Genomic DNA, 14,813 nt, shown 5'->3' on the forward strand with positions numbered 1-14,813 from the left:
AATTAAATTGATAAGATGCAAGGATTAAATTGTATCGATTATGTTTGGATTACGTAAAACCCTAGGATCTCTATTTAAATCAAGCAAAACGGATGATGCTTGGTTTGATCATTTAGAAGAATCACTGATTCAGAGTGATGTGGGTTTACCCACGACTGAACAATTGATGGCGAAGCTACGCAAGGCTGCTAAATCAGAAAAAGCATCCAGCGCCGAAGAACTACAGGCCTTGCTCATCCAAGAGGTTACAGGCCTATTACAAAGCCTTGAGCCCAACCCCAACCCATTGTTTGCCAGCACTTCAAGCCATATTCCTGAAGTGTGGCTAGTGGTTGGCGTCAATGGCGCGGGCAAAACAACCACCATTGGCAAGCTTTGCAAGCTCTTTCAATCTCAAGGCAAATCGGTATTGTTGGCAGCAGGCGACACCTTTAGGGCAGCCGCACGCAATCAATTGCAAGAATGGGGTGGTCGCAACCAAGTAGATGTGATTACCCAAGAGGGTGGGGATGCAGCCGCTGTTGCACACGATGCAATTCACTCTGCAATCTCTCGCAAAAATGATGTTCTGATTATCGATACCGCGGGTCGCCTTGCCACTCAAGACCATCTGATGGAAGAGCTCAAGAAAGTTAAAAGAGTGATTGGCAAAGCCCTTCCTGGAGCGCCTCACCATACCCTCTTGGTACTAGATGGCAATACCGGACAAAATGGCTTAAGCCAAGTAAAGGCGTTTCATGCTGCTTTGGGCCTCACCGCAATCATTGTTACCAAACTTGATGGTACTGCTAAAGGGGGTGTAATTTGCGCCCTGGCCCATACCCTCAAAGAGGGACCCAAGCCGGCAATTTTGGCTCTAGGTAAAGGCGAAAAAATTGATGATTTAGCCCCATTCACGGCAGGGCAATATTCCTCTGAATTATTCAATTAATTCAATAACTTACATTCAATAGAAACCATTAGCACTCTCTTGACAAGAGTGCTAAAATAGAACTCTATTAACACCTCATATTTATAAAAAGAAAATGGTTCAAAAGAAATCTGACAAACCGAATTTGCAAAGGCTGCCTGTAGCGCAGGCTGCAGCGGCGTCCGCATTTCCAATGCTGCCATCCCTTGGGGTTGGCACACTCGATTCTTACATCGCGTACGTAAACCGCGTACCGATGCTCAGCGCTGCGGAAGAGTTACATCTTGCGCAGGAGTTTCGTCGCACTGAAAATGTAGACGCTGCAAAAACTTTAGTGCTATCGCATTTGCGTTTAGTTGTTTCAGTTGCTCGTCAATATCTTGGCTATGGCATTCCACATGCTGACCTTATTCAAGAGGGCAATGTTGGCCTTATGAAAGCGGTGAAGCGTTACGACCCAAGCAATGGCGCTCGCCTAGTGTCTTATGCAATTCACTGGATCAAAGCGGAAATTCATGAGTACATTCTCAAAAATTGGCGCTTGGTAAAAACAGCAACCACTAAAGCGCAACGTAAATTGTTCTTTAACTTACGTAGCAATAAGCCCACATTAAATTCGTTAACTACAGCGGAAGTGGATGCACTCGCAAAAGCCCTCGACGTAAAAGGCTCTGATGTTAAAGAAATGGAAATGCGTCTGGCTGGTGGTGATGTTGCACTTGAAGGCGATGACAGTGACGATGAGACGGCCTATGCCCCAATTCAGTGGCTAGCAGACAATAGTCAAGAGCCAACTGAGCGTATTGCTAATGCCCAGGCAGAGGCTTTACAAGGTCCGAAACTTGATCAGGCTCTCATGGCATTGGATGAGCGCAGTCGCAATATTGTGCAATCTCGCTGGCTAGCAATGGATGCGGATGGTAACGGCACAAAAACTCTGCATGATCTTGCAGAGGAATACGGCATCTCTGCAGAGCGTGTCCGCCAAATTGAAACAGCAGCGCTCAAAAAGATGCGCGGCTTGCTTCAAGCGGCCTAATAAAAAGGGTTCGATTCAGAACCCTTTTCTTTATTTCATTAATTCTTTTAAGTCATGCGCTAAGGTCTCCGGGCCTTGCGCGTGTTTGATATAGAGACGTAAGCGTCCCTGCGGATCGAAGGCGTAACTGCCAGCCGCATGATCCATCGTGTACGAGCCTGGACTCTTTCCCGGCACCTTCTTGTAATAAATTTTAAAGTCCTTCGCCACCTTTTCTAAAGCAGCCTCATCTGCAGGACGCAAACCTAAGAATCGAGGGTCAAAGGACGGCACGTACTGCTTCAAAATCGCAGCTGTATCTCGCTCTGGATCAACAGTAACAAATAAGACCTGTACCTTATCGGACTGTGGACCCAATAAAGTCATCACCTGTTGCATCTCCGTTAAAGTCGTAGGGCAGATATCGGGGCATTGCGTATACCCAAAGAACATCACCACAACTTTGCCCTTGAAGTCAGCCAGACTTCTAACGTTTCCATCAGGATCTTGCAAACTGAAGTCTTTTCCAAATGCAGTGCTGCCAGTGATATCAATATTCTTAAATTCTGGCTTGGGGCTACACGCAACCAACAGAATGGCTAATGCGGCAATCAACAATCTACGCAATTTGGAAATATTCATTTAAACCATCTCAAAGAAAATAGTGGTCTATTAGCAATGCTGCAAAGAGCAAAGATAAATAGGTAATCGAAAAACGAAATGTCTTTTTGGCTAAAGCATCGCTATATGAAATAAATAGAGCGATCACATATCCCAAAAATATCAGTCCTAAAATAATTGCAGATAGCAAATAAACCACGCCGCTCATCCCGTAGATATAAGGCAGTAAGGTTGCTGCAATCAAAATCAGGGTATAGAGCAAAATATTCAACAAAGTAAATCGCTCGCCATGTGTCACGGGTAGCATTGGCAGACCCGATTGCACATAATCATCGCGACGATATAAAGCCAGCGCCCAAAAATGCGGTGGGGTCCAAACGAAAATAATTAATACCAAAAGCCAGGCTTCAGCCGAGAGGCCATTGGTAACGGCTGCCCAACCCAATGCCGGTGGCATTGCTCCTGAGAGCCCCCCAATCACAATATTTTGTGGGGTTGCGGGCTTTAGCAACCAGGTATAAATCACAGCGTAACCAACAAACGTTGCCAAAGTCAGCCACATCGTCAGAGGATTACAGAAATTCCACAAAATAATCATTCCGAGTGAACCAAGAATGATCGAAAACAGAACGATATGAAATGGCGTGACTTCACCGGTTGCTGAAGGGCGCCATGAAGTGCGTTTCATTTTGGCGTCTACTGCCTGCTCTATTAAGCAATTCATAGCAAATGCTGCGCCCGCCAATAACCAAATGCCAACTGCACCGCCAATGAGAATGGGGTAGGGCACCATTCCAGGTGTAGCCAAGAACATACCAATTACGGCACAAAAAACAGCGAGTTGAGTCACTCTGGGTTTAGTTAAAACCCAGTATTGACGCCAACGCGGCATAGCCTGTTGCTCGCTCACATTTGTTGTACTCATAGGCGCTTCCAAGAAGTCCAATAACTTATTCTGACCATGCAGAATACCAAAGCAGCAGACCCTGCGGTATGCAACAAGGCAGCCACTAAGGGCCACTGGAAAACCACATTAGAAACTCCGGTAATAATCTGCAAGACAAGCAAGCCCAACAAAAGTCTAGCGAAACGATGAAGACCCTCTGTTGCAGCGCTAGATTGCCGCAAGACTTTCCAAGATAAAAAAGAAAGTATCAATAAGGCCAGGCATGCAAAAAGACGGTGTGTCCAATGAATGGTTTGTAATGCTACAGGTGATATATATTCACCTTGGGCATTTAGCCCCAGTTGTCGCCATAAGGTAAAACCTTCTTGCCAGTTGGTTTCAGGCCAAGCCGAACCGAGACAGGTCGGGAAATCAGGACAAGCTAAAACTGCGTAATTTGTACTAACCCATGCCCCTAAAAATATTTGGCAGAAGAGAGTTGCAAAAGCGAATAGCCATAAGCAACCAGAAACAGGTCTTACTCGTAGCGTGCGAACTGTTGAATTTTTTTCCACCCAAACTTGTTGTGCGTAAGCAGTTAAAGCTGCCAATAAAAACAGGGCTAAGATCAAATGAAGACTAACAATAATGGGTTGCAATTTCAGGGTTACTGTCCAAGCACCAAAAGCCCCTTGAACGCAAACCAATAACAGCAACCCTAGGCTGCCCAATAGCGGGCCTCTACCTAAAGACTTTAGTTTAGAAAAGGCGACTCCCACCTGCACCAAAATGAGCATGCCAACCGTCATTGCCAAATAACGGTGAATCATTTCTATCCATGCCTTCATCACTGTCACTGGGCCATCAGGCAAAAGATGTTCAGCCTGCTTAATATCGACAAGCGCATGTAAGGGGTTGGAGTTGCCGTAGCAACCGGGCCAATCAGGGCAACCCAGGCCAGAGTCAGTCAAACGTGTGAATGCACCGAACACAATTAAGTCGAAGGTCATAAATACTAAGACCCAATTGAGCCTTTGAAAGAAGCTATAACCAGGTCTCGTCCACAGGTATGCGAGTGGCAGCCCTGCGAATACGATCGCAATCAGCGCTAATTCCAAAAGCAAGATAAAGCTGGGCATTACAAATTCTCACCCTTGTGATTAAGACGTAGCAGCTTCTCCAAGTCTTTTTTAATCGCTGCAAACTCTTTTGGAGAATTAGTCACTGGAATGGTCATCATCTTGGCAGGACTTGGATCAATCAATTGGATCTGATCACCAGCATCCTCTTTATTCAACCAGCTCATAAATTCATCACGCAACTTAGCATCTACTGGCAAGGTAACGACTTTGAAGCCGGCAACTTTTTCATCGTAAGCCTGCGCTACAACTGGATCAACTGGCTTGCCATCCATATTGACCCATAAAAGTTGAACACGGCTACCCTCCCTGCCAGCTGCCACTTTTGATTGTCGCATCAGAAAAAGCGCTTCAATACATTTTTTATCTTCAATATGGCACTCGCCTGCGGGACGAGCAATCAACAGTGTCCATTTACCCTGCAAGGGAACATCGAACCATCCTGAATTTGCTGCTTGAGCGGGGTAGACCAAGGTGCCGAAGTTGGTTTTCCCACCCTCTGGCTTAATCACATAATATGCAAAATAAGAGGCAATCACTGGCGCTGCGCATGCAAGCAACAAAAACAACATTTGTATACGGCCTCGACGGGTTTGCGCATTAATTGCGGAAGAATCCGTCTGTGATGCTGGTATCAGCAAATCTTTATCGCTCACTCTCAATCCCCATGTGCAGCACTTTGTCGCCAATATTGACGCAAACCACCAGCCAACCAAAATACAAAACCTGCAAATGCCAAAGCAAACCACTGAAAGGCATAAGCATAATGGCGATCGACACCCGTTGTCAGCGGAGTCCACTCTCGGACTAGGCCATCGACAATCCCCACCTCCTCCAAACGCAAAATAAAGGGTGCTTGTGTCCAGCCATGAAGTTGACCCTCTCGCACTAAATCAAAATTTTGCGCAATACGGGGTTTATTGACATCCACATTCCGATCTTCAGAGCCCAATGCATATAACTTACCAGGGTGAGCAAAAACAATACCTTCAATATTTACCGTACCAGCTGAGGTCTCTATGTTTGGCAGCAATTCTCGGTTCTCACGATTACGCGGCGCCCACCCTCGATTGACCCAAAGGATTTCGTCACGACTCTCCAAGCGAAACGGCATCATCAAATAGAAACCCGCTTGCGCGGTTGCACCAGCCCCTCCCGAGGGAACCGGTTGTGGGCGGTTATCTAGCCAAATGGCAGCCTCAGGAAGATATCTACCGCGAGCAATCATGCGACGCTCACTAGCCTCTTGAAGAGTCCATGTATTAGCGTTCGCATTCAATATCGGCATCTGTTGACGCGCCAACAAATTAGCAGCTAAAGCGATCTTGCCATGCGCCCTGCTAACTTGCCAAATTCCAGCCCCGCAACCTATGGCAATCACCAATAAGGCTGATACAGTAGCAACTGCACGCTTTGCTATCAAGGTATCGAAGAGGCTATTTTTAAGATTCAAGATAAGGGTTTGAAATGAAGTGGATTATTCCCGTTGTGCTACTCATGATTGTGATCAGTTTGGGCTCAGCCCTGTATTTCATGATGAAAGATCGTGGCAATAGCTCTCGAATGGTTCACTCACTGATTTTACGTATTGGCCTATCAATTGCCCTGTTCCTGGGAATTTTGCTTGCGCACTACTTTGGGCTAATCGAAGCAACTGGAATCAAAGTGGGCACCAACTAAGTCTCCAAAGCACAAGAGCAAAACTAAAGCGCTTAAAACTGAATCGGGGCTTTCAAGCCCCGATTTTTATTTGTCTTACATCCAGTAAACAGCGATGTATAGACCAAGCCATACGACATCAACGAAGTGCCAATACCAGGCAGCACCTTCAAACGCAAAGTGATGCTTAGCTGTAAAGTCGCCACGAATCATACGACGCAAAACAATTGCCAACATGGTGCCACCAAGGAATACGTGGAAGCCATGGAAGCCAGTCAACATAAAGAATGTTGAGCCGTAAATGCCTGAAGTCAACTTCAAGTTCAGGGCATGGTATGCATGGTAGTACTCATAAGCCTGGAAACCTAAGAAGATCGCGCCCAAAGCAACAGTCGCTGCCAAGAAGTTAACGGCCTTCTTCATATGGTTTTCTACTAAAGCATGGTGAGCGATCGTGATCGTTACACCAGAGCTCAACAACAACAAAGTATTGATGGTTGGAATTGGCCATGGGCCCATTGTGGTGAACTTCTCAACCAAACCAGCAGGACCATCATTAGGCCAAACTGCTTGAAAATCAGGCCAAATCAATTTGCTCTCGACATCGCCCATCCAAGGCATCGCAATATTACGAGCATAGAAAAGCGCTGCAAAGAATGCGCCGAAGAACATAATCTCAGAGAAAATGAACCATGCCATAGACCAGCGATAAGAAATATCTACATTCACGCCGTTCTTGCCAGCATTTGATTCAGCGATAGTGTCACCGAACCAGTTGTACAGAACAAATAAAACCCAAGCTACGCCAACTAGAGTAAGCGCGCCGCCCCAAGAAGTATGGTTCACCCAGCCAGTCATGCCATAGCCGAAGGCAATTAAGCCAGCTGCTGCCATAGCAGGATGACGAGACAATCCTGGGACGAAATAGTAAGGGGTTGAATTGGATGACATCGTATTCTCTCTATTCAATCAAAAAATAATCAATGGGATACAACTGCTTTCACTATCAAGAGCAGGATGGCCATAAAAATCAAGGCCCCAACAACACCCGCAATGATAATGTGCACAAAACTTAATGTAGCTACATCTTCCTGCAAACCAGATTTTTTACGCACACCCAAGAAGCCCCACATCACGGCTTTCATAGACTGCATAAAAGTACTTTTCTTTTTCTCCATCATGCGCCTTTAGACTTTGGAGTTGTAGAGCCAGCAGGTGGCACGCCAACACCTAATTCAAAGAAGGTATATGACAAAGTGATTGTTTTGACATCTTGCGGCAACCCTGCATCGATCACAAAAACAACCGGCATCTTTTTCATTTCATGAGCAGCCAAGGTTTGCTGCTGAAAACAAAAACACTCTAACTTGGTAAAAAACTCAGTCGCGCTCTTTGGCGCATAACTTGGAATTGCCTGCGCCTCTACAGTTCGCCCTAAGTTATTGGTGACCTCATAAACAATCTCAGTCATCTCACCAGGATGAACCTCTAAAAAGTTTTTCAGCGGCTTAAACGTAAACGGTCCGCGACTATTTGAGTCAAACTCGATCGTTACCTTACGTGAGTAATCAACTTGAGTATTACCAACCTTGTTTGGACTATATGCTCTGACTCCGTAATCATTCTTGCTGGTCACTACATTGATGCCGGTCACCTTACATAAGGCTTGATACATCGGCACGAGTGCGTAACCAAAGCCAAACATCATTACTGAGGCGATCAATAGCTTCAGTAAGATTTGACGGTTTGCAGACTGATTGGCTGTCATATGAAAAGCACTTAACCCAAAACGCTCCACTTCATCACAATGCCGATAAAGAATACGATGACAATGCTCAAAAGAATCAGCCCTAAGCGGCGATTATTCGCAGCCAGGGCCTGATTGGAAGACGATTTAAATTCCTGCTTCACGCAACTGCTCAGCGCTTGGAGGAGTTTCAAAAGTGTGATGTGGTGCTGGTGAAGGCACTGTCCACTCAAGACCTTTTGCACCTTCCCATGGTTTAGCTGGAGCCTTCTCGCCATGTCCGCGATAAGCAGGCAATGCTACGCAGAACAAGAAGTAAACCTGAGCTAAACCGAAGCCTAAAGCACCAATCGAAGCGATCATGTTGAAGTCAGCAAACTGTGTTGGGTAGTCTGCATAACGACGTGGCATTCCTGCTAAACCCAAGAAATGCATTGGGAAGAAGGTGATGTTAAAGAAAATCATGGAAGCCCAGAAATGGATCTTGCCACGAGTTTCGCTAGCCATACGACCTGTCCACTTAGGACACCAATAGTAGAAACCTGCAAACATCGCAAACAATGAACCCGCCACTAACACGTAATGGAAGTGAGCAACGATGTAATAAGTATCTTGAATACCGATATCAATTGGTGCCATCGCACAAATCAAACCAGTAAAGCCACCCATCGTAAATACGAAAATAAAACCAACAGACCACAACATTGGAGTTTCAAAGGTCATTGAACCTTTCCACATTGTTGCTACCCAGTTAAAAATCTTCACGCCGGTTGGAACAGCAATCAACATCGTTGCGTACATGAAGAACAGTTGACCAGTTACTGGCATGCCTGTTGCAAACATGTGGTGAGCCCAAACGATGAATGACAAGATCGCAATCGATGCAGTTGCATACACCATAGAGCTGTAGCCGAACAATGTCTTTCTGGAGAAAGCAGGCACGATTTCACTAATGATGCCGAACGCAGGCAAGATCATGATGTAAACCTCTGGGTGACCAAAGAACCAGAAAATATGCTGGAACATAATTGGGTCGCCACCGCCAACAGCAGAAAAGAATGATGTGCCGAAATGGCGGTCAGTCAACACCATGGTGATCGCGCCAGCCAATACAGGCATTACAGCGATCAACAAGTAAGCAGTAATCAACCAAGTCCAGCAGAACATTGGCATCTTCATCAATGTCATGCCAGGAGCGCGCATATTCAAGATGGTTACGATGATGTTGATCGAACCCATGATTGAAGAAGCGCCCAATAAGTGAAGCGCAAAGATACCCATGTCTAAACCTGGGCCCATCTGTGATGTCAAAGGCGCATAAATTGTCCAGCCACCAGAAGGCGCACCGCCTGGAGCAAGGAATGAACTCAACAATAAAGTTGCCGCAACTGGAAGAATCCAGAAGCTAAAGTTATTCATACGAGCAAACGCCATATCAGATGCGCCAATTTGCAAAGGCACCATCCAGTTCGCAAAACCTACGAACGCTGGCATGATCGCACCGAACACCATCACGAGACCGTGCATAGTGGTGAGCTGATTGAAGAACTCAGGGCGCAAGAACTGCAAACCTGGCTGGAACAATTCCAAGCGAATTCCCAAAGCCATTACGCCACCTGCCAACAAACTGACAAATGAGAAGATCAAATACATCGTACCGATGTCTTTGTGGTTGGTTGCGAACAACCAACGACGCCAGCCGTGTGGCGTGTGATCATCATGCGCGTGGTCGTGTGCGTGATCGTGGGTAGTAGAGACTGTGCTCATGGATTACTCCGGTTTCGTTTTATCTGTATTAGTTAATCTGGATTAGTTGCCACCGCGTGCGGTAATAATTTCTTGAGTCTGAATGACTTCACCTGTCTTATTACCCCATGAGTTACGGGTGTAAGTAATAACAGCAGCGATATCACCATCAGAAATTACGCCAGCCCACTTCGGCATTGCATTTTTACCGTTCAACAAAATATTGAATTGACCAGCTTTTGGACCGTTCACTACTTTGCTGCCGTCCAGGGCTGGGAATGCACCAGCGCCCTTACCGTTAGGCTGGTGGCATGCAGCACAGTTAGCGGCATACACTTTTGCTCCGCGCTCTTTTTGCTCTTCCAAGGTGTAGACCTTAGAAGGGTCATCGCCGGCAGCGCCCATTTCTTTTTTCTTCTGAGCAACCCAAGCGGTGTAGTCATCTTGTGAAACTACTTTAACTACGATCGGCATAAACGCATGCTCGGCACCACACAACTCAGAGCACTGACCGCGGAATGTGCCGATTGTTTCAGCCTTGAACCAAGTGTCACGAACAAATCCTGGAATCGCATCTTGCTTAACGCCAAATGCTGGAATAGTCCACGCATGGATAACGTCATTTGCTGTAGTGATCAAACGAATCTTCTTGCCAACAGGCACAACCATTTCGTTATCCACTTCCATCAAATATGTATTTGATTTAGGCGCGAGGTTATTAATGGCTTCACGTGAAGTTGAAAGCGTTGACAAGAAGCTAATGCCCTCACCTTCACCCTTAATGTAGTCGTAACCCCATTTCCACTGGTAGCCAGTAGTTTTAATGGTGATATCAGAATTCGTGGTGTCTTTCATTGCCACAACGGTTTTCGTTGCGGGCAATGCCATACCAATCACAATTAACAATGGAATCACAGTCCAAATGATTTCCACTAATGTGCTCTCGTGGAAAGATGCTGACTTATGTCCAAGTGATTTGCGATGCTTCAAAATCGAATAGAACATCACGCCAAATACACCCACAAAAATCAATGCGCAAATGACGAGCATCATCCAATGTAACCAGTGGATTTCTTGCATGATTTTGGTTGCTGGGGCAGCGAAATTCAGCTGGTTTACAGCCGGGCCGCCTGGCATGTTTTCTGTTGCGTAAGCAAAAGCAGAGCCGAAGGCTGCTACTAAATAGAGCGATGCCCTAGTGACTTTTCCAAATAAATTCATCTTATTCTCTGTTTATTGTCGCGAGCACAGCAGCAAAAAACGCCACACAATGCTCAAAATGCGGTCTCAAGCCAATACATCCAGCGGTGATTATAGGGTTAATTAGACGCAACAACAAACAGGGATAACCCCCCTCCACCCAATCTTGGTCGAGCTTAAAATGATAGTAAGCACTTACACTTAATGAGAATCTGTCCTAGTCTTGCGTCCAATTTGATTTACGTCAATATAGGCTACGTTGTCCTGCGATTTGGCGAGGTGTTTTCCGAGGGCCCAGGCATGTCCATAAACAATTTCTAGGGTCAATTTTTTGGGCAAATCGCCGATTTCAGCATCTAAATGGGGATTTTTATTCGCCAACTTCAACGCCTCAACATCGTTCAATAAAAGTCTAGGCCGTTCATAGTCAAGCGTGAGGTATTCCATATCCATTACCGGATCTGCAAACTGCTCCGCCATCAATGCATCCCCTAAATCATGCATATCCCAGGGGCTCAATAGATTCTTCAGCTGCAAAATGCCGCTCTCGCTCTGTATGGCGCGCAATTCTTTTCCAGTATCTGGCCCCAAGTAGCTAAAAACAACCAAACCCCCTTCTTGTAAAACACGCCAACACTCCCGCAAAAACAACTTGGGATCAGTCAGATCTTGCAGCAATAAATTGCTAAAAATTAAATCTACAGAATTGTCAGGAATATCAAATTTATTAGTGCTGCGAAGATGTGTCAGTGAACTTGTTTTTCCACCGCCAAATATTGAACGCCAATTCGCGCGAGTTTTAGCAATCCACAATTGAAGTTTTGATGAATTGTCTTCAAGAACGCTATGAATATGCGCACGTGGAAAACGCTTTGCCAACGCCGCATGATGATTGCCAGGAAAGTCTGGGATCACCAAAATATCTCGGACATCGAGCTTTACGATATCGAGCTTTTGCAGCATGCGATCTGCAATTTCATCTTGTAACCATCTGATCGGTTGGGTCATTGGCTCAGTATACTCAGCGCCCCATGCGATTTCTAGAGAATCTTATTCAGTCAATCAGTGCGCAAGTGTTACCCACTGCATGCATCATCTGCCAAGAATTTCAGTCTGCAAGCATTTGTTCGCATTGCCTGCCAATGCTTTACCACGAAAGTCTTTTGCATTATGAATGTTGCTATCAATGCGGAATCCCTCTGCAGGCAGCAGAACTTCACTCCATTCAATGTCATGCTTGCAGTACACAAGTGCCCGCTTTTGATCAAACGATCTGCCTTGATCGTTATGATGGACTCCTTCAAGCAGCACTACATCAATTCAAATACCAGAAACGTCTTGCATATGCATTTGGACTCAGTGATGCTTGGAATTCTATATTGGCAAACGACATAGATGATCAATCGATTGATTACCTACTACCCGTTCCATTGAGTCAGAAAAAATTACTTGCTCGCGGATTCAATCAAAGCTGGGAGATTGCAAAAAGAATTCGATGTGGAAGCCACATTCAAAAACTACCTTCCACTCTGAAACGATTTCATGACATAGAGCATCAGGCGGGGAAAAACTTCTCAGAACGAAAACATGACATACGTCAGATGTTTTATGTTGATGCAAAAGACATCGAATCGCTTAAAGGTAAATCTGTTGTCATCTTTGATGATGTCATGACTAGTGGGGCAACATTAAATGAGATTGCCCGCACCCTCAAAATAATTGGTGTTGTCTGGGTTAGTAATTGGGTATTGTTAAGAACCACTAAACTAAACCCATAAACTGAGCGCCATGAGTTGCATAAAGTAAAGAATTCATATGTTTAATATTGTTTTATTCGAGCCAGAAATCCCCCCAAACACAGGCAACATCATTCGCCTATGCGCCAACACAGGTGCAAAACTACATCTGATAGAGCCCCTAGGCTTTCCAATGGAAGATGCAAAGTTGAGACGGGCTGGCTTGGACTATCACGAGTTTGCAAGCATTAAGATTCACCAAAGCTGGTCGGAGTTCCTCAAAAACGAATCCCCTCAACCACAACGTCTCTTTGCCCTAACCACCAAAGGCAGCGGCAAGTTTCATGAGAGTAAATTTCAAGCGAATGACTATTTTGTTTTCGGCTCTGAAACAAAAGGCATAAGCGATGAGGTGCGCAATTCCATTCCGACCAACAACCAATTAAGACTAGCGATGAAAGACAATAGTCGTAGCCTTAACCTGTCGAACACTGTAGCAATTGTTGCTTATGAAGCTTGGCGCCAGAATGAATTTATAGGTGGTAAGTAAACGAAGTCAAATTACGATTCAATTTTGGGATCACGTCCCATCAATTTTTTGACTGCATCTTGCGCTTGAAGCTTACCTGATAGGACATCGCCCATCATGGCGGTGATAGGCATCTCGACATTCAATCGCTTGGCAAGATCTCCTACCGCAGCAGCGCATAAAACACCCTCTGCAACATGCCCTAAATTTTCCAATATTTCATTTAGAGATTTGCCAGATGCTAACTCGAGGCCCACCCGACGATTACGAGAGAGATTACCGGTGGCCGTCAGAATTAAATCTCCCACTCCAGTTAATCCCATACAGGTCTCGGATTTGCCACCTGCAGCTTTTACCAAGCGCATCATTTCGGCCAAGCCACGAGTTAATACAGCAGCACGAGCATTTAAGCCAAGATCTAAGCCATCACCAATGCCGGCAGCAATGGCTAAAACGTTCTTAACGGCGCCGCCCAACTCAACACCAATCAAATCATCGCTTGAGTAAACGCGCATATTGCCATGATGAAATGCCGCTTGCACAATTTTGCAAAGACGCTCGGATGAACTAGCAATCGTTAATGCACAAGGCATTCCAGAGCCGACTTCCTGAGCAAAACTGGGGCCAGATAAGGCGCCGTATGCATGCTGGATGCCATGACTATGTAGTCGATCTTCACGCTCAACTACTTGATGCGGCAACAGAGCTGTTGCAGGCTCTAAGCCCTTACAGAGCCAAACAATATTCAATGAATGATCAGCCAAATCCAGAACCCGCGCAATCATTTCTGATAAGCCTGACATCGGGGTTGCAATCACTAGCAAATCATCAACACCCAGCCTTTTTACAGCTGCAACAAAGTCACTCTCAAGATGAAGATTCTTCGACAAAGAAATGCCAGGAAGATAGGCTTGGTTTTCGCCGCTCTGGGAAATTGCCTTTAATTGATCTGCGCTACGAGACCACAAACAAACATCTTCTTCACGTAGTTGACGGGCCGCCTGGGAGGCCATTGCAGTCCCCCATGCGCCAGCACCGAGCAATGTCACTTTCATAATGAGTGACTCAGCCTAGGAAATTTAATTCGGGAGAATAATTTTGCTCTCATCAGCACCATCATTATCAGAGCTCGTTGCAGTCTGTTGTGCCTGCATCAATCTATGCTCGTACATGCCGTGGAAATTAATTTCATTTAAGTGAATTGGCTGGAAGCCAGCACGACTGATCACATCAGCCATATTTGAACGCAAGTATGGATACAAAATAGTTGGGCAAGTAATACCTAACATCGGATCCACTTGTTCTGCGGGGATATTATTGAATTCAAAAATACCAGCCTGATTAGCCTCAACCAAAAACAACACTTTGCCCTCAACTCGCGCTGTCAGAGTAGAACTCAAAGAAACCTCAAACAGTTCATCATTGATTCGCTTTACCGCAATGTCCACTTCCACTTGTACTTGTGGTTCTGCGACTACCAAGAAAATCTCAGGAGCATTAGGTTGCTCAAGAGATAAGTCTTTTAAATAAATACGCTGTATGCGAAAAGATGGGTCTTTTGCTTCAGAATTTGTAGCACTAGGTGCAGAAGATTGTTCAGTCATTACAAACTTTCTTAATGT

19 protein-coding genes are annotated in these 14,813 nt (G+C 45.4%); 5 read left to right on the top strand and 14 right to left on the bottom strand.

Annotated elements, in window-relative coordinates:
* The first annotated feature begins 40 nt into the window (after positions 1-40).
* Positions 41-931, top strand: coding sequence for a signal recognition particle-docking protein FtsY (gene ftsY, locus IC571_RS09745; RefSeq protein WP_215316399.1), 891 nt, complete (start codon positions 41-43; stop codon positions 929-931).
* Between the two features lie 94 nt (positions 932-1,025).
* Entirely contained in the window at positions 1,026-1,949 is a 924-nt protein-coding gene (rpoH, locus tag IC571_RS09750) for an RNA polymerase sigma factor RpoH (RefSeq protein WP_215316401.1), read from the top strand.
* 30 nt (positions 1,950-1,979) lie between these two features.
* Here the strand turns inward: rpoH and IC571_RS09755 are convergent, their stop codons facing one another.
* Genes IC571_RS09755 through IC571_RS09775 form a run of 5 tightly spaced genes read right to left on the bottom strand, consistent with a single transcriptional unit; the run spans position 1,980 to position 6,027 of the window.
* Entirely contained in the window at positions 1,980-2,570 is a 591-nt protein-coding gene (locus tag IC571_RS09755; protein WP_215316403.1) for an SCO family protein, read from the bottom strand.
* Between the two features lie 10 nt (positions 2,571-2,580).
* Entirely contained in the window at positions 2,581-3,474 is an 894-nt protein-coding gene (gene cyoE / locus IC571_RS09760) for a heme o synthase (protein WP_215316404.1), read from the bottom strand.
* Positions 3,471-4,574 carry a heme A synthase gene (locus tag IC571_RS09765; protein ID WP_215316406.1) on the bottom strand — a complete coding sequence of 368 codons (1,104 nt, stop codon included), beginning with the start codon at positions 4,572-4,574 and terminating at the stop codon, positions 3,471-3,473. The genes cyoE and IC571_RS09765 overlap by 4 nt, the downstream gene beginning before the upstream one ends.
* Positions 4,574-5,230, bottom strand: coding sequence for a hypothetical protein (locus tag IC571_RS09770; protein WP_215316407.1), 657 nt, complete (start codon positions 5,228-5,230; stop codon positions 4,574-4,576). Before IC571_RS09770 ends, IC571_RS09765 begins: the two co-directional genes overlap by 1 nt.
* A 2-nt stretch (positions 5,231-5,232) precedes the next feature.
* The gene (locus IC571_RS09775) at positions 5,233-6,027 is read right to left on the bottom strand and encodes an SURF1 family protein (RefSeq protein WP_251373372.1); all 795 of its coding nucleotides are present in this window, start codon (positions 6,025-6,027) and stop codon (positions 5,233-5,235) included.
* Positions 6,028-6,041: 14 nt separating this feature from the next.
* Between IC571_RS09775 and IC571_RS09780 the strand changes: the two genes are divergently transcribed.
* Positions 6,042-6,254, top strand: a complete 213-nt coding sequence (locus IC571_RS09780; protein ID WP_215316409.1) for a twin transmembrane helix small protein — start codon at positions 6,042-6,044, stop codon at positions 6,252-6,254.
* Positions 6,255-6,329: 75 nt separating this feature from the next.
* Here IC571_RS09780 and IC571_RS09785 read toward each other — a convergent pair whose 3' ends face one another.
* The 7 genes from IC571_RS09785 to IC571_RS09815 all read right to left on the bottom strand — a co-directional run bounded on the left by IC571_RS09785 (position 6,330) and on the right by IC571_RS09815 (position 11,934).
* Positions 6,330-7,184 (bottom strand): cytochrome c oxidase subunit 3, encoded by an 855-nt coding sequence (locus IC571_RS09785; RefSeq protein WP_215316411.1) that lies wholly within the window; start codon positions 7,182-7,184, stop codon positions 6,330-6,332.
* A 29-nt stretch (positions 7,185-7,213) separates the two neighbouring features.
* A complete protein-coding gene (locus tag IC571_RS09790) occupies positions 7,214-7,411 on the bottom strand; it encodes a DUF2970 domain-containing protein (RefSeq protein WP_173956514.1) in 198 nt (65 codons plus the stop codon).
* A complete protein-coding gene (locus IC571_RS09795; RefSeq protein ID WP_215316414.1) occupies positions 7,411-8,001 on the bottom strand; it encodes a cytochrome c oxidase assembly protein in 591 nt (196 codons plus the stop codon). The genes IC571_RS09790 and IC571_RS09795 overlap by 1 nt, the downstream gene beginning before the upstream one ends.
* 11 nt (positions 8,002-8,012) lie before the next feature.
* Positions 8,013-8,225, bottom strand: coding sequence for a cytochrome oxidase small assembly protein (locus IC571_RS10510; RefSeq protein ID WP_256437689.1), 213 nt, complete (start codon positions 8,223-8,225; stop codon positions 8,013-8,015).
* Positions 8,128-9,747 (bottom strand): cytochrome c oxidase subunit I, encoded by a 1,620-nt coding sequence (gene ctaD, locus IC571_RS09805; protein WP_215316417.1) that lies wholly within the window; start codon positions 9,745-9,747, stop codon positions 8,128-8,130. Before ctaD ends, IC571_RS10510 begins: the two co-directional genes overlap by 98 nt.
* Positions 9,748-9,789: 42 nt before the next feature.
* Complete coding sequence (gene coxB, locus IC571_RS09810) at positions 9,790-10,947, bottom strand: cytochrome c oxidase subunit II (RefSeq protein ID WP_215316419.1); 1,158 nt, start codon at positions 10,945-10,947, stop codon at positions 9,790-9,792.
* 180 nt (positions 10,948-11,127) lie between these two features.
* Entirely contained in the window at positions 11,128-11,934 is an 807-nt protein-coding gene (locus tag IC571_RS09815) for a methyltransferase domain-containing protein (protein ID WP_251373375.1), read from the bottom strand.
* 23 nt (positions 11,935-11,957) lie between these two features.
* On the opposite strand from IC571_RS09815, the gene IC571_RS09820 reads away from it, so the two are divergent.
* Together IC571_RS09820 and trmL are read left to right on the top strand one after the other, a co-directional pair.
* A complete protein-coding gene (locus IC571_RS09820) occupies positions 11,958-12,704 on the top strand; it encodes a ComF family protein (RefSeq protein WP_215316421.1) in 747 nt (248 codons plus the stop codon).
* A gap of 37 nt (positions 12,705-12,741) precedes the next feature.
* On the top strand, positions 12,742-13,212 hold the full coding sequence (gene trmL / locus IC571_RS09825; protein ID WP_215316423.1) for a tRNA (uridine(34)/cytosine(34)/5-carboxymethylaminomethyluridine(34)-2'-O)-methyltransferase TrmL: 471 nt from the start codon (positions 12,742-12,744) through the stop codon (positions 13,210-13,212).
* 11 nt (positions 13,213-13,223) lie between these two features.
* Here trmL and IC571_RS09830 read toward each other — a convergent pair whose 3' ends face one another.
* Together IC571_RS09830 and secB are read right to left on the bottom strand one after the other, a co-directional pair.
* Entirely contained in the window at positions 13,224-14,246 is a 1,023-nt protein-coding gene (locus IC571_RS09830) for an NAD(P)H-dependent glycerol-3-phosphate dehydrogenase (RefSeq protein WP_215316425.1), read from the bottom strand.
* Positions 14,247-14,270: 24 nt separating this feature from the next.
* Entirely contained in the window at positions 14,271-14,795 is a 525-nt protein-coding gene (secB, locus tag IC571_RS09835) for a protein-export chaperone SecB (RefSeq protein ID WP_215316426.1), read from the bottom strand.
* Positions 14,796-14,813 lie beyond the last annotated feature (18 nt).

It is taken from the genome of Polynucleobacter sp. MWH-UH2A, assembly GCF_018687195.1.
Taxonomy (GTDB): Bacteria; Pseudomonadota; Gammaproteobacteria; order Burkholderiales; family Burkholderiaceae; genus Polynucleobacter.

What these genes read in the sequence shown, in the direction of transcription:
- cyoE (WP_215316404.1), bottom strand. Translation starts at nt 3,474, where the DNA reads ATGAGTACAACAAATGTGAGCGAGCAACAGGCTATGCCGCGTTGGCGT.
- IC571_RS09755 (WP_215316403.1), bottom strand. Translation starts at nt 2,570, where the DNA reads ATGAATATTTCCAAATTGCGTAGATTGTTGATTGCCGCATTAGCCATT.
- IC571_RS09780 (WP_215316409.1), top strand. Translation starts at nt 6,042, where the DNA reads ATGAAGTGGATTATTCCCGTTGTGCTACTCATGATTGTGATCAGTTTG.
- secB (WP_215316426.1), bottom strand. Translation starts at nt 14,795, where the DNA reads ATGACTGAACAATCTTCTGCACCTAGTGCTACAAATTCTGAAGCAAAA.
- IC571_RS09765 (WP_215316406.1), bottom strand. Translation starts at nt 4,574, where the DNA reads ATGCCCAGCTTTATCTTGCTTTTGGAATTAGCGCTGATTGCGATCGTA.
- coxB (WP_215316419.1), bottom strand. Translation starts at nt 10,947, where the DNA reads ATGAATTTATTTGGAAAAGTCACTAGGGCATCGCTCTATTTAGTAGCA.
- IC571_RS09790 (WP_173956514.1), bottom strand. Translation starts at nt 7,411, where the DNA reads ATGGAGAAAAAGAAAAGTACTTTTATGCAGTCTATGAAAGCCGTGATG.
- IC571_RS09795 (WP_215316414.1), bottom strand. Translation starts at nt 8,001, where the DNA reads ATGACAGCCAATCAGTCTGCAAACCGTCAAATCTTACTGAAGCTATTG.
- ftsY (WP_215316399.1), top strand. Translation starts at nt 41, where the DNA reads ATGTTTGGATTACGTAAAACCCTAGGATCTCTATTTAAATCAAGCAAA.
- IC571_RS09820 (WP_215316421.1), top strand. Translation starts at nt 11,958, where the DNA reads ATGCGATTTCTAGAGAATCTTATTCAGTCAATCAGTGCGCAAGTGTTA.
- IC571_RS09785 (WP_215316411.1), bottom strand. Translation starts at nt 7,184, where the DNA reads ATGTCATCCAATTCAACCCCTTACTATTTCGTCCCAGGATTGTCTCGT.
- IC571_RS09830 (WP_215316425.1), bottom strand. Translation starts at nt 14,246, where the DNA reads ATGAAAGTGACATTGCTCGGTGCTGGCGCATGGGGGACTGCAATGGCC.
- trmL (WP_215316423.1), top strand. Translation starts at nt 12,742, where the DNA reads ATGTTTAATATTGTTTTATTCGAGCCAGAAATCCCCCCAAACACAGGC.
- ctaD (WP_215316417.1), bottom strand. Translation starts at nt 9,747, where the DNA reads ATGAGCACAGTCTCTACTACCCACGATCACGCACACGACCACGCGCAT.
- IC571_RS09815 (WP_251373375.1), bottom strand. Translation starts at nt 11,934, where the DNA reads ATGACCCAACCGATCAGATGGTTACAAGATGAAATTGCAGATCGCATG.
- rpoH (WP_215316401.1), top strand. Translation starts at nt 1,026, where the DNA reads ATGGTTCAAAAGAAATCTGACAAACCGAATTTGCAAAGGCTGCCTGTA.